Source organism: Arthrobacter sp. MDT2-16, from assembly GCF_054510925.1.
Genome location: NZ_JBTNDP010000003.1, coordinates 137,106 through 152,925, shown reverse-complemented (window position 1 = coordinate 152,925; position 15,820 = coordinate 137,106). Strand labels below are relative to the sequence as shown.

Sequence of the window (15,820 nt, the reverse complement as noted above, 5' to 3'; positions counted from 1 at the left end):
CTTAAAGTAGAGACCCCCCATGCACCTGCCAGAGCCCGCTTACCCTTGCTACCTTCCGGTCCTGGGGGAGTTCACAGGATGACACCACATGAGGGGCCGGGAAATAGTCTACACATGAGGATGGACGGCTTCCGAATCGGCCGGGCAGGGCCGCCGGATGGCGCCTGCCGCGCACGATTCGGCAGGATCGGCTTGTATGGGTATTCTGGTATCTGCTCCAAATGAGGAGGATTCGCCTAGCGGCCTATGGCGCACGCCTGGAACGCGTGTTGGGTTAACGCCCTCGGGGGTTCAAATCCCCCATCCTCCGCTCGAAGCAGCTGAACCCCGGCCACACGGCCGGGGTCCAGCTGCTTAAGCGGACCCTGTCACACGGCGGATGCGGGTTTTCGCCGCTGCCTCCGCAGGGCCCTCCGGGCCGAGTCCGAGACGGATCACGCCGAGCACCAGGCGGACCCCGGTGCGGACGGGCAGCGGAACCTGTCCGAGCGACGGCACCCGCAGGCCCAGCATCTCGCGGTGTCGGGGATCGAGGGTGGCCACCGCCCCGGCGAAAAGAATCCGGTACCCGAGGCGCTGCGAGCGCGGCAGCGGAGGACGGCGGATGTAGGTCAGAGCCTCCTGAACCTGCTCGCTGTTCGTGAGGTCACCGTCGAACGCCGCGAGCTGGGAGCGGAGCTCCTCCTCCGACCGGGGCGGGTCCTCGAGCCCCATCAGCCGCCCCGCCTGGGCCCACTCCTCCACGTAGCGGTCCGCGCCGCCCGGGATCGGCCCGCCGTAGGCGGCATGGGCGGACACGAAGGCGTCGGTGAACGCCAGGTGCACCCAGCGTGTGAGATCGGGATCGGCTGCGGAGTAGGGCTGCTCCGCGCCCCGACTGTCGGTGTACGTACCGTGCACGCGGGTGTGCAGCCGCTGCACGAACGCGGACCCCTCCTGGGCGGCGACCTTCGAACCGTACGTCACGGTGAAGATCCAGCGGATCGTGTTGGCGAGGCGCCCGAGCGGCTCCTCGCGGAAACTCGAGTGGGCGTGGACGCCCGCCATGGCACCGGGATGCAGGGTCTGCAGCAGCAGCGCGCGGATGCCTGCCACGGTGGGCGTCATGGAGCTGTGCACCGTCCAGACGGCCGAACCGACGGGGAAGTAGCCGGCGTCGTCGCCCTTCTCGAACTCGAACTGCCACTGGGGGATGGTGGGATCGCCGTCCGTGAAGGTGGTCCTGAGCTGCGTCTTCCAGGTGTCGATGATTCCCATGCAAGACCTATCGTTGAGGGTGACCGGCCACCTCTCGGGGGTCGGCGTGCGCGACCGTCCCGGCCGCCGTCTCCTCCAACGTATCTCCGCACCCGTTTGCTCCGGCCGGTTCGCCGGTCCGCGGACCATCCGGGGGTCGGGGCGGGACGAAGCACGAGCAACACCACTACCAGGGAGCCTCAATGTCCTCGTCAGAGCTGTACGGGATCGACCTCACCATGAACGACGGTACCCGGAAGTCCTTCGGCGACTTCCGCGGGCATCCCGTCCTGGTGGTGAACGTGGCCTCCAAGTGCGGCTTCACGCCGCAGTACGCGGGCCTCGAGAAGCTGTACGGGACGTACGCCGAGGAGGGCCTGGTGGTTCTCGGCATGCCCTGCAACCAGTTCATGGGCCAGGAGCCGGGGAACGACGACGAGATCGCCGAGTTCTGCTCCACGACGTTCGGCGTGACGTTCCCGCTGATGTCGAAGGGCGATGTCCGCGGCAAGGACCAGCACCCGCTGTACGGGGAGCTGACGAAGTTCCGGAACGGCGTGCTGCCGGGGCTCGTGAAGTGGAACTTCGAGAAGTTCCTCGTCAACCGCGAGGGGTCGGTCGTCGCGCGGTTCGCGCCCACGGTGGAACCCGACGCACCCGAGCTCGTCGCGGCGATCGAGGACGTCCTGGCACGGCCCGCCGCCTGAGCGCCCCGGGGCTCGAGCGTCAGCCCAGTGAGGCGACGCACCGCGTGAGGAAGGCCGCTCCGGCCTCCTCGTGGATCAGCGAGCCCTCGGTGAGGATCTCGTAGGGCTTCGCGGGGATCCCGTCCGCGGGCCGCACATCCACGTGCGCGACGTCGAACCCCTGCTCGTGCAGGTAGTCGGCCATGGCGTAGTCGGTGCGGGAATCCCCGACCGTCCGCCAGGTCCGCGGGATCTCCATGAACGGGGCGATGAGCGTGAGGGCGCGTTCAGCGCCGACATCCTTGCCCACGCGCACCGACTCGATGTCGGTGGAGATGATGGTCGGGTCCACCCGGTACTCGATGTCCCCGTTGCTGTTCGGTTCCTCGCGCTCCAGCCGGCACGCACCCATGTCGTGGCTGTGCATGATGTCCAGGGCATCGCTGTCGAAGGAGCCCTGAGCCGCGAGATAGTCGGCGTTCGTCGCCTCGAGGGACTGCTCCACGGACACCATGGCGAGTTTCGTCTCGTCGAAGAACATCAGGTCGGCGTACTTCTCCTCCACGAGGTCCCGGACATCGTCGGCGAAGCTGCTCGGCAGCGCGAGCGCGCGGTCGACGAACACCTGGCCCGCGCCGTCGGCCGTGAACGAGAACCACGTGCTGCCCTTCTCGCAGACGGCGTGGAAGGTGACCCCGGCCGGTATGCCCCGCGCGAGCATGGGCTCCATGACCTGCTCCCTGATGAAGGCATCCGAGCGACCCGTGTTGAAGACGACCGGCCACCCCGCGGAGGCGAGCGTCAGCAGATCGTCGATGATCCCGGCCGGCACGGTGCGCGTGACGGGGCTCGCCACCGGGCCGTCGACGTCGAGCAGCAGCCCCTGGACGGGCCGGCCGTCGGCAGACGCGGGAGCGGTGGGGGCATCGGGGAGCAGGTCGATCGGGGCGTCCGTAGGCATGACCCCATTATGTTCCCGAGCCGCTCCCGCCTTCCATTCGCACCCGGTCGACGGCTGCGTGGGAGACTGCTGGGCATGGACAGCATGCGGGGCATCGCAGTCGTCGGATCGATCAACGCGGACCTCCTGGTCACCCTCGAGCGCCACCCGCAGCCGGGCGAGACCGTGCTGGGCCGCACCATGACGGTGCTGCCCGGCGGCAAGGGTGCCAACCAGGCCGTGGCCGCGGCGCTGCTCGGCGCGGACGTCATGATGATCGGCGCGGTGGGCACCGACTCCCATGCGGTGACCGCCCTCTCGGCGCTGGACTCCGCCGGCGTCGATCTGCAGGCGGTGCAGCGGATCGACGGCGGCACGGGCGTAGCGATCGTGGAGGTGTCCGACGACGGCGAGAACACCATCGTCGTGCTGCCGGGCGCGAACGCCGCCGTGACACCCGCCCTGGTCGCGGCGTCGGAGGCAGCCATCAGGGCCGCCGCCGTCGTCGTCGTGCAGGGCGAGCTGCCGGCCGACGCCACCGCGGAGGCCGTCCGCCTCGCGTCCGGACGGGCGATCATCAACCTGGCCCCCGTCATCGCCGTCGACCGCGAGGTACTCCTGCGGGCCGACCCGCTGATCGTCAACGAGCACGAGGGCGCCCTGCTCCTCACGCAGCTGGGCGGCGCCGAGGCCGGGGACCACGCCGTCGTCGTCGCCGGCCTCCTCGCCTGCGGCTTCACGTCGGTGGTCATGACCCTCGGTGCCGCCGGCGCGCTGCTGTCCGACGGCGGGGCGGTCCGGGCAGTACCCGCCCCGCAGGTGCACGCCGTGGACACGACCGGCGCAGGTGACGCCTTCGTGGGAGCGCTCGCCGTCCGCCTCGCCGCGGGCGGATCGCTCGACGACGCCGTCCGGGTCGCCGTCCGGGTGGGCTCCTACGCCGTCCAACGCCCGGGTGCGCAGCCCTCCTACCCGACGCAGGCCGACGAGCTCCCCGCCGGACACGGGGTGTAACCATTGAGCCACGAGATGACGGTGCCGAGCCCTCCGCGTTCCATTCACTGAAGCAATTACCTAGGCTGTAGCAGTGATCTTCAAAGCAGTACGTGACGGACGGCCCTACCCGGACCACGGACACGTGACCCCCAAGGACTGGGCGGAGGTACCTCCCCGGCAGGTACGGCTCGACGACCTCGTGACCACCAAGACCACCCTCGACCTCGAGGCGTTGCTCGCCGAGGACTCCACCTTCTTCGGGGACCTCTTCCCGCACGTGGTGCAGTGGAAGGACGTGCTGTACCTCGAGGACGGCCTGCACCGCGCCGTCCGGACCGCCCTCCACCAGCGGACCATCCTGCACGCGAGAGTCCTCGTGCTCGATGACTGACCGGGAGTCGACAGCACGGCACGGGGCGCAGGGCGCGATGCGCCACCAGCGGACACAGGAGTCGCCGCGCCAGCTGCGGGCCCAGGCGAAACGTGATCCCACCGAGTGGCACGGCCACCGGATCGTCACCGAGACCGACCTCGGCGCCGTCTTCGAGGAGGACGACGCCGAGCGGCGTCGCCGTCTGTCGCGGCGCCGCATCCGCCACGGCGTCGTGCTGGTGCTGCTCGTGGGACTGCTGGCAGCCGGCGTCTTCCTGGCCGTCGGCCTCGCACGCGGCGACATCAGCATCGGGGCCTCCGAGCCGACCCCGACGCCCACGTCGACCTGCCCGGCGGGGCCCTTCGACTACCAGGACCCGAGCGCCATCACCGTCAACGTCTACAACAGCACGAGCATCGACGGTCTTGCCGGCGCCGCGGCGGACCAGCTCCGGGGCCGCGCCTTCGCGGTACGGGACATCGGCAATCGCCAGGTCGACGCCGCGGCCGTGACGGCGGTCATCGTCTCGGGGGAGGGCGGACGCGCCAACGCCTTCACCCTGCAGCGCACCCTGCCCGGATCGGTCTACAGGGCCGACGAGCGCGAGGACAGGTCGGTCGACGTCATCGTCGGGTCCTCCTTCGCCGGCCTGGTGCCGCCCGAGGGGGTGGACATCACGCCGGCGGGGCTCAGCTGCGCACCCGAGCCGGGAGCGACGCCCACCCCCGTCGCACCCTAGGCGCCTGCGGACGTCCGTCGGTCCCGGATGCGGGGAGGGCGCGGATGACCGGAGACCGGTCTCGTGGTCATGTCCGGGGGCTCGACGTCGGCGCGGTGCGTTCGGTGTCGGCGGTCAGGAGGCCGATCGGCCCGCCACGGCACGACGCCGGAGCGCCAGCGGATAGACGACCCACAGCAGCAGCACCACGAGCAGGATCGATCCGGCCACGACGAGGCCCGCGGCCCGGCCCACTACGAGGTCGAAGATCAGCCATGCGGTGCCCGCGAGCACGAGTCCCACGAGGGCGATCGTGGTCCGGATGATGACCGCGGTGTGCCGCACGAGCGTCGCCTTCACGCGCAGGCCGAACAGCACGCGGTGCAGGTTCACCGAGGACAGCACCAGGGCGGTGATCAGCGCCGACAGGCAGACGAGGCACAGGTAGACGATCACCTGCACGTCGTCGAGCTCGGTGAACCGGCTCTGGAACGGCAGGGTCAGCAGGAATCCGGTGAGGATCTGGATGCCCGTCTGCATCACCCGCAGCTCCTGCAGCATCTCCTGCCAGTTGCGGTCGAGGCGCTGGTTGCTGCTCTCGCCCCGCCCGTCGTCGTCCGGGGACAGGTCGGTGCCGGACGCCTGGACGACGGCGCCCGTGGCGCCGGACGGGGCGCCGTCCCGGTCCGACGGCGTCGAATGCCCAGGACCCGGACGGGACATGGCTGCGCCGCTCTCTCCGGCCGGATCCGCCGCGGTGCTCACCTGGACTCCCTCCCGTTACGCGCGCGCGCCACCCTGCCATACGGCGTCGAAGGGGGCGTTCGACGCCACGCGGTTGCGGATGCCCTCGGTGACGAAGGCCTTGGCGGTGCGGGCGGCGTCGAGCGGTGCCGCGCCCTTGGCGAGTTCGGCGGCGACGGCCGCTGCCAGGGTGCAGCCCGCGCCACTCACGGCGACCTCGCCGACCTTCGGTGCGGACAGCACCTCGAGGGTCTCCCCGTCGAAGTAGACGTCCACGGCGTCGGGTCCATCGATGCGCACCCCGCCCTTGGCGAGGACCACGGCACCGCTCTGCCGGTGGATGATGCGGGCGGCTTCCTTCAGGTCGTCGAGCGTCCCGATGGTGATCCCGGAGAGGGACTCCGCCTCGAAGTGGTTCGGGGTGACGAAGGTGGCCAGCGGCAGGATGTTCGCCTTCAGGGCCTGGTCGGTGTCGAGCGCGGCACCGGGTTCCTGTCCCTTGCAGATCAGGACCGGATCGAGGACCACGTTGTCCCACTCCTGGCTCTTCAGCGCCGTGGCCACGGTGTCGATGGTGTCGGGGGTGCCGAGCATCCCGAGCTTGACCGTACGGAGCGGGTAGCAGGACTGGATGGCCTCCAGCTGGTCGGCGATCACCTGCTGGTCCACGGGTACGAAGCGGTGCTGCCAGTCGTTCTTCGGGTCGAAGGAGACGATGCAGGTCAGCGCCACGATGCCGTAGACGTCGAGTTCCTGGAACGTCTTGAGGTCGGCCTGGGCGCCGGCGCCGCCCGTCGCCTCGGAGCCGGCGATGGTCAGGGTGACGGCGGGGGTTGCGGAAGTCTGGGTCTCGGACATCTCCCTAGTCTGCCCGAACCGGCTCCGGGGCGGCCACCCGGCCCTCCACCGGGATCTCGTCGAGCGCAGGGGCGAGTGGAGGGTAGGGCGAAGCCTGCGGCTCCCACGCGCGCGTCGCCCGGATCAGCTGGACGATGTCCTCGTGTAGTACCTCCCCAGCACCTCCGCCTTCAGCTCGTAGAACGAGCCGTCCTCAATCGCCGCCCTCGCGTCGTCGACCATACGGACCACGAAGCGCTCGTTGTGGATGGATATCAGCGTCGCGGACACCATCTCCTTGGCCTTGAACAGGTGGTGGATGTAGGCGCGGGTGTAGTGGGTGCACGTGTAGCAGTCGCAGCCCTCGACCAGCGGGGTGAAGTCCCGCCGGAACCGGGCGTTCGAGAGGTTCCACCGCCCGTCCGGCGTGTAGAACGCGGAGTTCCGTGCCACCCGCGTGGGGGAGACGCAGTCGAAGGTGTCGGCTCCGTTCTCGATGCCCGTGAAGAGGTCGTCCGGTTCGGAGATGCCGAGCAGGTGGCGGGGCTTGTCCTCGGGCAGCTCGTCGCTGCACCAGCCGAGGATCGTCCCGAGGTTCTCCTTCTCGAGTGCGCCGCCGATGCCGAAGCCGTCGAAGTCCATGCCGCCCAGGTCGGACGACGCCTTCCGCCGCAGGTCCTCGTACTGCGCGCCCTGGATGACGCCGAAGAGGGCCTGGTACGGGCGGTGGCTGCGCTCGGCGGTGAGCCGCTCGTGCTCCGCGATGCAGCGCAGGGCCCAGAGGCGCGTGCGTTCGAGGGACTCCTCCTGGTAGCCGCGCGAGTTCATGAGCGTGGTGAGCTCGTCGAACGCGAACATGACGTCGGCGCCGAGCTGGTGCTGCACCTGCATCGAGATCTCGGGCGTGAAGCGGTGCCGGTCGCCGTTGAGGTGGCTCTTGAACCAGACGCCGTCGTCGTCGATGTGCGCGAGGCGCTCCTTGCCGACGGCCACGCGGTCATCCGCACCGGCCTTGTCCGCGTCCACGGGGACGTCCATGGTGATGACCTTCTTGAAGCCCGAGCCGAGGCTCATCACCTGGAATCCGCCCGAGTCCGTGAACGTGGGACCCGGCCAGTTCATGAAGGCGCCGAGCCCGCCGGCCTCGTCGAGGATGTCCGCGCCGGGCTGCAGGTACAGGTGGTACGCGTTCGCCAGGAGCGCCTGTGCCCCGAGGTCCGCCATCGCGCCGGGCAGGACCGCCTTCACCGTCGCCTTGGTGCCCACGGGGATGAACGCGGGCGTCCGGATCTCACCGTGGGGGGTGGTGATCGTGCCGGTCCGGCCGTGCCGGCGCCCATCGTCCCCGGCCCCCGGCGTCGTGTCCTCCAGCCGGTGGGAGACGGAGAAGGCGAACGAGGACTGCTGGGACTGTGGATGCACCACCCTATTTTGCCAGCCCCCGGGCGCCCCGCCGGCCGTGCCGGACCGGGCGGGCCCGGTGGGCCGGCTACTCCGCGGCGAGCTGCTCGTCGAGCGCCCCGACCGCGGCGAGCTCGGCGGCGATCCGCCGCTCCAGCACGTCGCGGCTCAGCGTCTCGGAACCGCCGTGTGCCCGCAGGTACAGCAGCACGCCGATGCGCAGCACGCGCCAGTCACGCTCCACGTCGGTCTTCCCCGCCGAGGAGGCGCGCAGGATCTCCGGGTCGTAGACGTTCGGTTCGTTGAGCTGGCGCTGACGGTACATCGCGGCGGTCTTGGCGCGCAGCGGGTCCGTCTCGGCGTCGTCGGCCGCGCGGATGGCCTCGGAGTACCGGGCCGAGCGGGCGTCGTCGTGCCGGGTGAGGTAGGCGGCGATCGCCAGGCCGCCCTCGATCCACTTCCACCGCCCGAAGTTCCCGTCGAAGGGCAGCTCCGCGAGCAGGTCGGCGACCATCAGGGCGGACGCCGTGTCGGCCTCGTCGATCAGCAGTGCGAGCGCGAGCTGGTGGAGGTCCTGCAGGTTGCTGCCGGACTTGAGGTTGATGCCCCGCGCCAGCCGCCCTGCCACCTCCTGGACGGCGGTGCTGTCCGGATGTCCCTGCGCGATCTGCGCCACGAGCGCCTCGGGGGAGCCGTGGTCCGCGGCGACGGCGGAGACGCCGATCTCGGCGTCGGCGGGCTCCACGTAGACCATCGAGCCCGTCGCGATCGTGACCCGGCGCCCACCGGCAACCGTCGCGACGACGAGCGCGGGGACTCCGAAATCGTCGTTCTCGACCGCGACGGCGGAGACCTCCGCCGGGGCACCGCCGTCGGGCAGTGCCAGGACGTTGCCCGTCACCAGCGCCTCCGCCGGGACCGCGCGCAGTCCTGTCCTGTCTGCTCTGTTCACCATCATGTACGTCGTGCCAACCTCTGCCAGTAGCCCCCTGGATGTTCTGCGGCGCCCCAGCGCGCCCGTTTCACGATACGGTAACGCGGCTGCCGACGAGTGCTGCGTCCTACGGCTAGCGGCCCCACCCGGCATGCGCGAGCGCCTGGCGCAGCAGATCCCCGCGACCGCCGGAGAGCTCGGCCTGGATGGTGGGGCTCAGGGCCTCGGAGGGGGTGAGCCAGGACAGTTCGAGCGCGTCCTGGCGGGGAGCGCATTCCCCGGTCACGGGGATGATGTACGCGAGGGCGACCGCGTGCTGGCGGTCGTCGGTCAGGCCGGTCTCCGAGGGGGACGGGAAGTATTCCGCGATCGTGAAGGGCAGGGGCGACGGCGCCAGCTGCGGCAGGGCGAGCGGCCCGAGGTCCTTCTCGAGGTGGCGCAGCAGCGCCGCGCGGATGGTCTCGCGGTACATCACGCGGCCGGACACGAAGGTCCGCAGCATCTCGCCCTGCTCGTTGGCCTGCAGGAGCAGCCCCACCTCGTTGACGTACCCGAGGGCGTCGCACCGCACGGGGATCGCCTCCACGTACACCATCGGGAGGCGGCGGCGGGCCTCGTACAGGTCATCTTCGGAGAGCCAGCCCGGGTTGGGATCAGGGGTGCGTACGTTCATACCCCCAGTTAAGCAGACACCCGCCCCTGAATCCTGTCAGTGGACCGCCCGAGGAACTCCCGCCGGCACTCGTTGATCCGGACCTCGGCGCCCCAGGGAGCGCGTACGCGCAGCGACCGCCCGTAGCTCCCGTCGACGACGGCGGGCTCGAACCCGGCACCGGTGAGGCCGCCGAGCAGGTCCTGCACATCACCGTCGTACTCGAACGCCAGTTCCGCCGCCGTCCGGTGTCCCGTGTGCGCCGCCACGAGGCCGCCGTTCTTCGCGCGGAAGTCGTGCCACGTGCCGGCATCCGAACTGATCCTCGGCCTCGCCCCGATGTCCTGCAGGACCCCGATGGCAGGGCCGACGTCGGGGGTGTACCAGAGGACCAGCACCGCCAGGGGCGACGGCGGAGCGCCCGTCTCGCGCGGCCCTGCGTCCGCGAGGAAGGACATCCCGTCCGGTGCGGTGACGCGGGCCGCGAGTCCGTGGCCTTCACGGGAGAGCTCGACGGTCAAGCGGGCACCGCCCTCGGCGGTCCGGCGGGCGAACTCGCGCACATCGGAGACGTCGAACGCGAGCGAGGTGGTGCCGTCCTCCGGGCTGCCCGGCTCACAGGCATGGAGTGCCACACGACCGCTGCCTGCGTCGAACACGGCGTAGGAGCCGCTGGGTGCGGGGTCCGCGGCCGGGCGGAGCCCGAGCGCCTGCAGGAAGCGGGACGCGCCCGGAAGATCCGGCGTGTTGACGATGGGGCGGACGCGGAGCATCGGTTCTCCCTGGTAGGCGCGGAGGGCCTGGTCCACGACCGCGGACAGGCTGAGTGTCTCGTCGACACTGCGGTGCTTGACCTCGCGCACGAGGTGCGGGGGCAGGTACACGGTGAGCTGCACCTCCAGTTCACCGGCCATGGCCAGCATGCCAGTATTCCGGTTCACGAATGGCCACGGGAGTCCTAGGGTGTTGGCATGAAGGCCGAACTCCCCGAACTCCTGCTGCCCGATGCGCCGGCCTGGCGCCACTGGCTCGGGGAGAATCACGCGTCCTCGCCGGGCGTCTGGCTCATCGAGCACAAGAAGGGCGGGACGACGACGGCGCTGACCTACGCGCAGGCGCTCGACGAGGCGCTGTGCTTCGGCTGGATCGACGGCCAGGCGAAGTCCCGCGACCAAGGCAGCTACCTGCAGCGCTTCACGCCGCGCGGTCCGCGGAGCATCTGGTCGGTCCGCAACCGCACCCATGTGGACCGGCTGCGCGCCGAGGGACGGATGCGCGAGGCGGGGGAGCGGGCGGTCGCGGCGGCGCAGGCCGACGGCCGGTGGGAGCGGGCCTATGCCGGTCCGGCGACGGCCCAGGTGCAGCCCGAACTCATGGCGGCGATCGAGGCCGACGAGGCCGCCCTGGCCACCTTCCGCACCCTCTCCTCCCAGAACCGGTACGCGATGATCTTCCGACTCTCCCAGTTGAAGACCGAGGCGGCGAAGCAGCGCAACATCACGAACTTCGTCGCGATGCTCGCCCGCGGCGAGACGGTCCACCCCCAGGGCAAGGCGCGGGGCGGGGCCGCGGGATAGTACGCCCTTCGCCGTTTCTTTACCAGAGCTTAAGGACTGACGGGTAGTTCTGACACGGTTTCATTCGCTATGGTCGGAAGGGCACCTGGTTAGAAGAAAGTCCGTGGAAGCTCCCATCCGGAGCGCTGACTGCTACGAACCAGGACCGCATCACTGGTCGACCGGCGTCCGCGCCCTCGACCGCAGCACCATCCGGCTCAGCTGTCAGTACTGCTGGGGAGCAGAGGCTGAGCCGGCACAACGTCATTCGCACTCATCGCACGGCCCGACCGGTCGCGGCGATCCTGTACAGGGGTATTTTTTGTCTCCACTTCGTGGGGGCCGGCGGTCTCACCGGCGCACGGTCTCTTGGTCTCTTCTGCACCGCGTCATGGCGATGTGCCTCGCGGTCGTCCTCGGCGCGGGTTCGGTCGTCGCGCTGTCCGTCTCCACTGGCCCGGGCGCTGTCGCGGCTCCGAGCGTCGCGAACGTTCCCGACAAGAAAACCGAGCCCTCCCCTTCCATCGCGACGTCGACGCCTACTCCTGTCGAGGTGTCCACCCAACCGGCCCCTCCTCAGGAGTTGAACCCTGAGAATCCCGGGCCTGCCCCGTCAGTTGCAGCACCTACTCAGGAGCCGAGCCCGGACGAGCCTGAGCCTCACATCTCCGTTCTGCCCCCCACCCCGAAGCCCGTTCCCTCTCCCGCGCCCGCTGCAACCCCGGACCTCGTGGTGCCTGGTGATGACCCTGCGGCCGAAAGCGGTCGTTCGCCACCTGCGGAGGCCGATAGCGCGGACGAATTCAGAACGTTCGCCCAGGTCGGTTCCGCTGCCATAGGTGCTCCCGAGGGGCCCCGCCAGGTGTGGGGCGAGTCCTTCGAGCAGGGACTGACGAACACCGCCAGCGGACTTCCCACCTACGCCACGAACCGGTACACGGCGTCGCCGGGCTGGGCGACAGGAGCGAACTGCACGGGCGTCCTTCTGAACTACGTTGCCCCGTACCCGAACACTGCGTTCTGTCCCTCGCAGGCCTCAGGAGGATCGTCCGCTGCGCGCGAGGCCCGACGCATGGCGGACGTACTCGGCCAGGTCCAGGTGCCCGTGGTCGGCGGTACGGCCGCCAACGCGCCGGCCAACGGTTCCAACGCCACGACTCGGAGCAATCACGCGCTCGTCTCGCTTCCCTACGCCGCACTCCCGGCGGGCAGCACCACGGTCCTTCAGTCCGCTGCAGGGATCGGAATCAGCGCCCCGAACCCGCGGTACTACGCACTCGCGATGGACGCCGTGGGCGCGCGGTGCGGCACGAACAACGCGGCGCTCTCGCTGAACCTGGTCACGGGTGCCACCACTCCGGTAACCCTCCTGACGGGATTCGCGGCCCCGATCGTTCCCTGTACGCGAACGGGCAACGTCTACTACACGTCCCCCGCTCTCAGCACCGTCCCCGGCCTCACCGAACCGGCGTTCCCGACCTCCGTGCGGGCGGAGACCTTCAACGGTACGAACACCGCCCTCCTCACACCCGCGCAGATCTCCGCTGCCCGGGTGCAGATCACGAACGCTCAGGCGGGCGCGGGTGGCGGGTTCGGCGTGGACCAGATCCGGGTACTCGACGTCACGCCCGCTCTGGACGCCGCCTTCGATCCTGCACCGGCCACGGCTACCGTGCCCACGACCTTGACCTACACGATCACCAACACCTCGGAGCTCTCTGCAAAGGCCGACTGGGGGTTCACGAACACGCTTCCGCAGGGGCTCACCGTGGCGCCGAACCCCACCCTCGGCGGCACCTGCGTGAACTCCGTCGGCGCCGCCTTCGCCGTCACCGCCGCGGCGGGTACGGGTAGCATCTCGGTCACCGGTGGAGACCTCCCTGCGGGCGCAGCCTCGTGCACGATCTCGGTCAACGTGGTGGCAGCACAGGCAGGAACGTACTCCAGCGGCACCGTGACCGCCAACGGACTCATCGCATCGGCGCCGATCGACCTCACGGTCGACCCCCGGACCACGATCACGGTGCGCAAGAACCTCCCCACGCGCACGGCATCGGCCGACCAGTTCACCCTTTCGCTACGCGAGGGCACCACCGTGCTGGCGTCGGCCACGACCTCCGGCACCGCCACCGGCATCCAGGCCGCGCAGATCACCGGCTCCACGGTGCGACCAGGCGCCACCTACACGATCTCCGAGGCACCGACGAACAACGCCGGTCTCGGTTACTCGAACGGCTACGAGTGTGCCCGGGCCGGCACGGTGATCGCCTCCGGATCTGGAGCGTCGGGCACCATCACCATCCCCGACGAGGCGGGGGCGGAGATCACCTGCACCTTCACGAACACCGCGCAGACGCCGCGCCTGTTCTGCGACACCAACCACTTCTACTCGATCCAGGCCACCGGTGCGCTGGAGCAGGCGGACATCGTCGCGGGAGGCCTTCCCGCTGCAGTCGGAAGCTGGACGAGCGTGTCATCAGCGAACGCCCTCGGCATCGGATCGGGCGGGAACGTCGCGTACGCGCTCGACCGGTCGAGCGACGGAAGCGACGTGCTGTCGATTCTCAAGTGGACCCCGGGCGGCGGTTTCGTGAAGCTGCCCAGCTCGGCCTACACGACCACGACCAATAACGGTGTCGAGGTCGCGGGCACCATCGTTGCCGGCGCCGTGGACCTGTCGAACGGTCGCTATCTCTTCGGCAAGTTCAACGGTGGGCAGTTCCACATCTGGAGCTTCACCGAGACGAACCCACTCGCGTCGCGGTTCGCTTACGTGGGTTCGTTCGCCGCAGGCACCGTATCCGCGAACGGGGACATGGCACTCGACGCCAACGGGAACCTGTATGTGGTCGGTGCGCCTTCGGGCGACTCCACGAGCACCACGAGCACCATCACGATCTACACGATCGCCAGGGCGACGCTCACCGCAGCGAACGGCGGCTCGTTGGCGGTGAGCACGTCCACGGCGAAGCCGTTGACCGGCACCGATGCTGCCTTCGCCAATCCGAACGGCGTCGCGTTCTCGCCACGCGGTACCCTCTACCTCGGCAATGTGGGAAGCGCCTACGAGTTCGATGCCAACACCGGGCGCCGTGTGCCGGGTACGCCCCGCGTGTCCGTCAACTCCACCGACCTCGCGAGTTGCACGACGCCCTCGACCATCACCGTGCAGAAGAACGTGGTGGCACGGCAGGCCCCGAGCGACCAGTTCACCCTGACGGCAGCGACAGGATCGCCACCGGCAACAATCGCCACGGCAACGACCTCCGGAGCTGCTACCGGGCGCCAGGCTGAGCAGTTGGGTCCCTTCCCCGCCGCGGCAGGCAGCACGATCACCATCTCGGAGACCATGGCCGCCAGCTCCGCCTCCGCACTCAGTAGCTACAGGACCTCCTACGACTGCTGGGCAAACGGAGTGCGATTGAGTGCGGGTAACACCACAACAGGTACCGTCACCATGCCCAATGGTCTCGGTGTCAATGTGAACTGCACGTTCGTCAACTCCCCGGGCCCTGTTGCTGATTCGAGCGTGCGGATCACGAAGACCATCCGAGAGGCCTCGGGTCTCACTCGCCCCGGCGTCGACTGGACCGTGGGGGTGACGGCGACGGCGACCACGGGAACCGCGACGGCCCTGCCGAGCGAGGCTCCCAGGCAGCAGACCGATGCGGTGGGCCAGGCCAGCTGGCAGGTGCTGTTCGGTTCGGGGGCGTCGCGGGCAACGGTCGTCGTCTCGGAGGTCCAGCAGGCAGGGTTCGAGTTCGTCAGCGGCTCGTGCACGGCGAACGGCGCGGCGCGTCCGGTCACCTTCACGCAGGCCGGGGCGATCATCAGTGCCAGTCTGACGGACATACCCCCCGCTTCCGCCATCGACTGCACTCTGATCAACCGGCCTACGGCATCCCTCACACTCGTGAAGGAAGTGACCTCCGGGTCTGCACTGCCCACAGACTGGACCCTGAGCGCCACCGGCCCCAGCGGGGCCCTGCCCGGGCCCTCCGGCCGTTCGGGTTCGGCAGCGGCTTCGGGCGTTCCCGTCACCCCCGGCGTCGCCTACCGCCTGGCGGAAGCCGGCGGTCCGCTCACCTACGTGCAGACCGGCGCATGGCAGTGCCGCACGGCAACCGACGAGCCTGTCGCCGTCACTGCCGCGGGAGATGTCACCCCGACCGCCGGCGCCCGGATCACCTGCACGGTGACGAACTCGACAGCGTCCATCACGCTGCTCAAGCAGGTGCTGAACCCCCGGACGGGCTTCCAGGCCCCGGACTGGCGGGTCACCGCGACACCGGCAGCGATCGCAGGCGGGGTCCTGCCGACGGAGAGCCGGCTCGGTGCCGAGTACGTCGCCTCGGGCAACCCGGCGAACACCTTCTTCGTGAGACCGGGCCACAGCTACACGCTGTCGGAAGCGGCCACCGATCCTGCACGCCCCCTCGCGTACCAGGAACTTCGTCTCGAACAGCTGACCGGGTCGACGTGGACCCCTGTGTCGTCACGAACCATCTCCGCTCCGGCGGCGGGTCAGACGGCGGTCTACCGCTTCGTCAACGCCCCCGTGGAGCCCACCACACTGCCGCTCACCGGCGGCACGAGCGCCGACGCGTACTACATCGGAGGGGGATCGCTGCTCGTTCTGGCGCTCGCCTTCTCCGTGTGGCACGGGCGTCAACGAGGGCGAGGCGCCTTCCGGTGAGGTGTATCCACCCTTCCGTCCCACGTTCCTGCTCTTTCCACTCGTTCCCTT

At 69.7% G+C, this 15,820-nt stretch carries 14 protein-coding genes, 1 tRNA gene and 1 other RNA gene; 7 read left to right on the top strand and 9 right to left on the bottom strand.

The window, feature by feature from the left end; translation table 11 throughout:
- Positions 1–5 precede the first annotated feature (5 nt).
- Positions 6–101: signal recognition particle sRNA small type (gene ffs, locus ACX80N_RS07315), an RNA gene on the bottom strand.
- Positions 102–225: 124 nt separating this feature from the next.
- Between ffs and ACX80N_RS07310 the strand changes: the two genes are divergently transcribed.
- Positions 226–310, top strand: a tRNA-Ser gene (locus ACX80N_RS07310).
- 44 nt (positions 311–354) lie between these two features.
- Here the strand turns inward: ACX80N_RS07310 and ACX80N_RS07305 are convergent.
- Positions 355–1,257 (bottom strand): oxygenase MpaB family protein, encoded by a 903-nt coding sequence (locus ACX80N_RS07305; RefSeq protein ID WP_459338866.1) that lies wholly within the window; start codon positions 1,255–1,257, stop codon positions 355–357.
- A gap of 182 nt (positions 1,258–1,439) precedes the next feature.
- Here ACX80N_RS07305 and ACX80N_RS07300 point away from each other — a divergent pair, with 182 nt between their 5' ends.
- On the top strand, positions 1,440–1,943 hold the full coding sequence (locus tag ACX80N_RS07300) for a glutathione peroxidase (RefSeq protein ID WP_459338865.1): 504 nt from the start codon (positions 1,440–1,442) through the stop codon (positions 1,941–1,943).
- Positions 1,944–1,962: 19 nt separating this feature from the next.
- Here ACX80N_RS07300 and ACX80N_RS07295 read toward each other — a convergent pair whose 3' ends face one another.
- Positions 1,963–2,883, bottom strand: a complete 921-nt coding sequence (locus ACX80N_RS07295; RefSeq protein ID WP_459338864.1) for a Cof-type HAD-IIB family hydrolase — start codon at positions 2,881–2,883, stop codon at positions 1,963–1,965.
- Positions 2,884–2,958: 75 nt separating this feature from the next.
- Here ACX80N_RS07295 and ACX80N_RS07290 point away from each other — a divergent pair, with 75 nt between their 5' ends.
- The 3 genes from ACX80N_RS07290 to ACX80N_RS07280 all read left to right on the top strand — a co-directional run bounded on the left by ACX80N_RS07290 (position 2,959) and on the right by ACX80N_RS07280 (position 4,970).
- Positions 2,959–3,876: a ribokinase gene (locus ACX80N_RS07290; protein WP_459338863.1), complete on the top strand. Its 918-nt coding sequence runs from the start codon at positions 2,959–2,961 to the stop codon at positions 3,874–3,876.
- 73 nt (positions 3,877–3,949) lie between these two features.
- On the top strand, positions 3,950–4,249 hold the full coding sequence (locus ACX80N_RS07285) for a type II toxin-antitoxin system VapB family antitoxin (protein ID WP_105032531.1): 300 nt from the start codon (positions 3,950–3,952) through the stop codon (positions 4,247–4,249).
- Positions 4,242–4,970 (top strand): LytR C-terminal domain-containing protein, encoded by a 729-nt coding sequence (locus tag ACX80N_RS07280; RefSeq protein ID WP_459338862.1) that lies wholly within the window; start codon positions 4,242–4,244, stop codon positions 4,968–4,970. Before ACX80N_RS07285 ends, ACX80N_RS07280 begins: the two co-directional genes overlap by 8 nt.
- A 114-nt stretch (positions 4,971–5,084) precedes the next feature.
- Here the strand turns inward: ACX80N_RS07280 and ACX80N_RS07275 are convergent, their stop codons facing one another.
- From ACX80N_RS07275 to ACX80N_RS07250, 6 genes are all read right to left on the bottom strand, one after another.
- Positions 5,085–5,714, bottom strand: coding sequence for a DUF6328 family protein (locus ACX80N_RS07275; protein ID WP_459338861.1), 630 nt, complete (start codon positions 5,712–5,714; stop codon positions 5,085–5,087).
- A 15-nt stretch (positions 5,715–5,729) separates the two neighbouring features.
- Entirely contained in the window at positions 5,730–6,551 is an 822-nt protein-coding gene (thiD, locus tag ACX80N_RS07270; protein WP_459338860.1) for a bifunctional hydroxymethylpyrimidine kinase/phosphomethylpyrimidine kinase, read from the bottom strand.
- A gap of 123 nt (positions 6,552–6,674) precedes the next feature.
- Positions 6,675–7,952, bottom strand: a complete 1,278-nt coding sequence (gene tgt / locus ACX80N_RS07265) for a tRNA guanosine(34) transglycosylase Tgt (RefSeq protein ID WP_459338859.1) — start codon at positions 7,950–7,952, stop codon at positions 6,675–6,677.
- A gap of 67 nt (positions 7,953–8,019) precedes the next feature.
- Positions 8,020–8,886 (bottom strand): DUF6707 family protein, encoded by an 867-nt coding sequence (locus tag ACX80N_RS07260; RefSeq protein WP_459338858.1) that lies wholly within the window; start codon positions 8,884–8,886, stop codon positions 8,020–8,022.
- Positions 8,887–8,998: 112 nt separating this feature from the next.
- The gene (locus ACX80N_RS07255; RefSeq protein WP_105032533.1) at positions 8,999–9,538 is read right to left on the bottom strand and encodes an NUDIX hydrolase family protein; all 540 of its coding nucleotides are present in this window, start codon (positions 9,536–9,538) and stop codon (positions 8,999–9,001) included.
- Between the two features lie 8 nt (positions 9,539–9,546).
- Positions 9,547–10,440: a VOC family protein gene (locus ACX80N_RS07250; protein ID WP_459338857.1), complete on the bottom strand. Its 894-nt coding sequence runs from the start codon at positions 10,438–10,440 to the stop codon at positions 9,547–9,549.
- Between the two features lie 48 nt (positions 10,441–10,488).
- On the opposite strand from ACX80N_RS07250, the gene ACX80N_RS07245 reads away from it, so the two are divergent.
- Both ACX80N_RS07245 and ACX80N_RS07240 read left to right on the top strand, forming a co-directional pair.
- Positions 10,489–11,094 carry a YdeI/OmpD-associated family protein gene (locus tag ACX80N_RS07245; protein WP_459338856.1) on the top strand — a complete coding sequence of 202 codons (606 nt, stop codon included), beginning with the start codon at positions 10,489–10,491 and terminating at the stop codon, positions 11,092–11,094.
- A 1,051-nt stretch (positions 11,095–12,145) separates the two neighbouring features.
- On the top strand, positions 12,146–15,769 hold the full coding sequence (locus ACX80N_RS07240) for a DUF7933 domain-containing protein (RefSeq protein ID WP_459338855.1): 3,624 nt from the start codon (positions 12,146–12,148) through the stop codon (positions 15,767–15,769).
- Positions 15,770–15,820 lie beyond the last annotated feature (51 nt).

Excerpts from the sequence above, each read along its gene's own strand:
- ACX80N_RS07305 (WP_459338866.1), bottom strand. The coding sequence starts at position 1,257 with ATGGGAATCATCGACACCTGGAAGACGCAGCTCAGGACCACCTTCACG.
- ACX80N_RS07300 (WP_459338865.1), top strand. The coding sequence starts at position 1,440 with ATGTCCTCGTCAGAGCTGTACGGGATCGACCTCACCATGAACGACGGT.
- ACX80N_RS07295 (WP_459338864.1), bottom strand. The coding sequence starts at position 2,883 with ATGCCTACGGACGCCCCGATCGACCTGCTCCCCGATGCCCCCACCGCT.
- ACX80N_RS07290 (WP_459338863.1), top strand. The coding sequence starts at position 2,959 with ATGGACAGCATGCGGGGCATCGCAGTCGTCGGATCGATCAACGCGGAC.
- ACX80N_RS07280 (WP_459338862.1), top strand. The coding sequence starts at position 4,242 with ATGACTGACCGGGAGTCGACAGCACGGCACGGGGCGCAGGGCGCGATG.
- thiD (WP_459338860.1), bottom strand. The coding sequence starts at position 6,551 with ATGTCCGAGACCCAGACTTCCGCAACCCCCGCCGTCACCCTGACCATC.
- ACX80N_RS07260 (WP_459338858.1), bottom strand. The coding sequence starts at position 8,886 with ATGGTGAACAGAGCAGACAGGACAGGACTGCGCGCGGTCCCGGCGGAG.
- ACX80N_RS07255 (WP_105032533.1), bottom strand. The coding sequence starts at position 9,538 with ATGAACGTACGCACCCCTGATCCCAACCCGGGCTGGCTCTCCGAAGAT.
- ACX80N_RS07250 (WP_459338857.1), bottom strand. The coding sequence starts at position 10,440 with ATGCTGGCCATGGCCGGTGAACTGGAGGTGCAGCTCACCGTGTACCTG.
- ACX80N_RS07245 (WP_459338856.1), top strand. The coding sequence starts at position 10,489 with ATGAAGGCCGAACTCCCCGAACTCCTGCTGCCCGATGCGCCGGCCTGG.
- ACX80N_RS07240 (WP_459338855.1), top strand. The coding sequence starts at position 12,146 with ATGGCGGACGTACTCGGCCAGGTCCAGGTGCCCGTGGTCGGCGGTACG.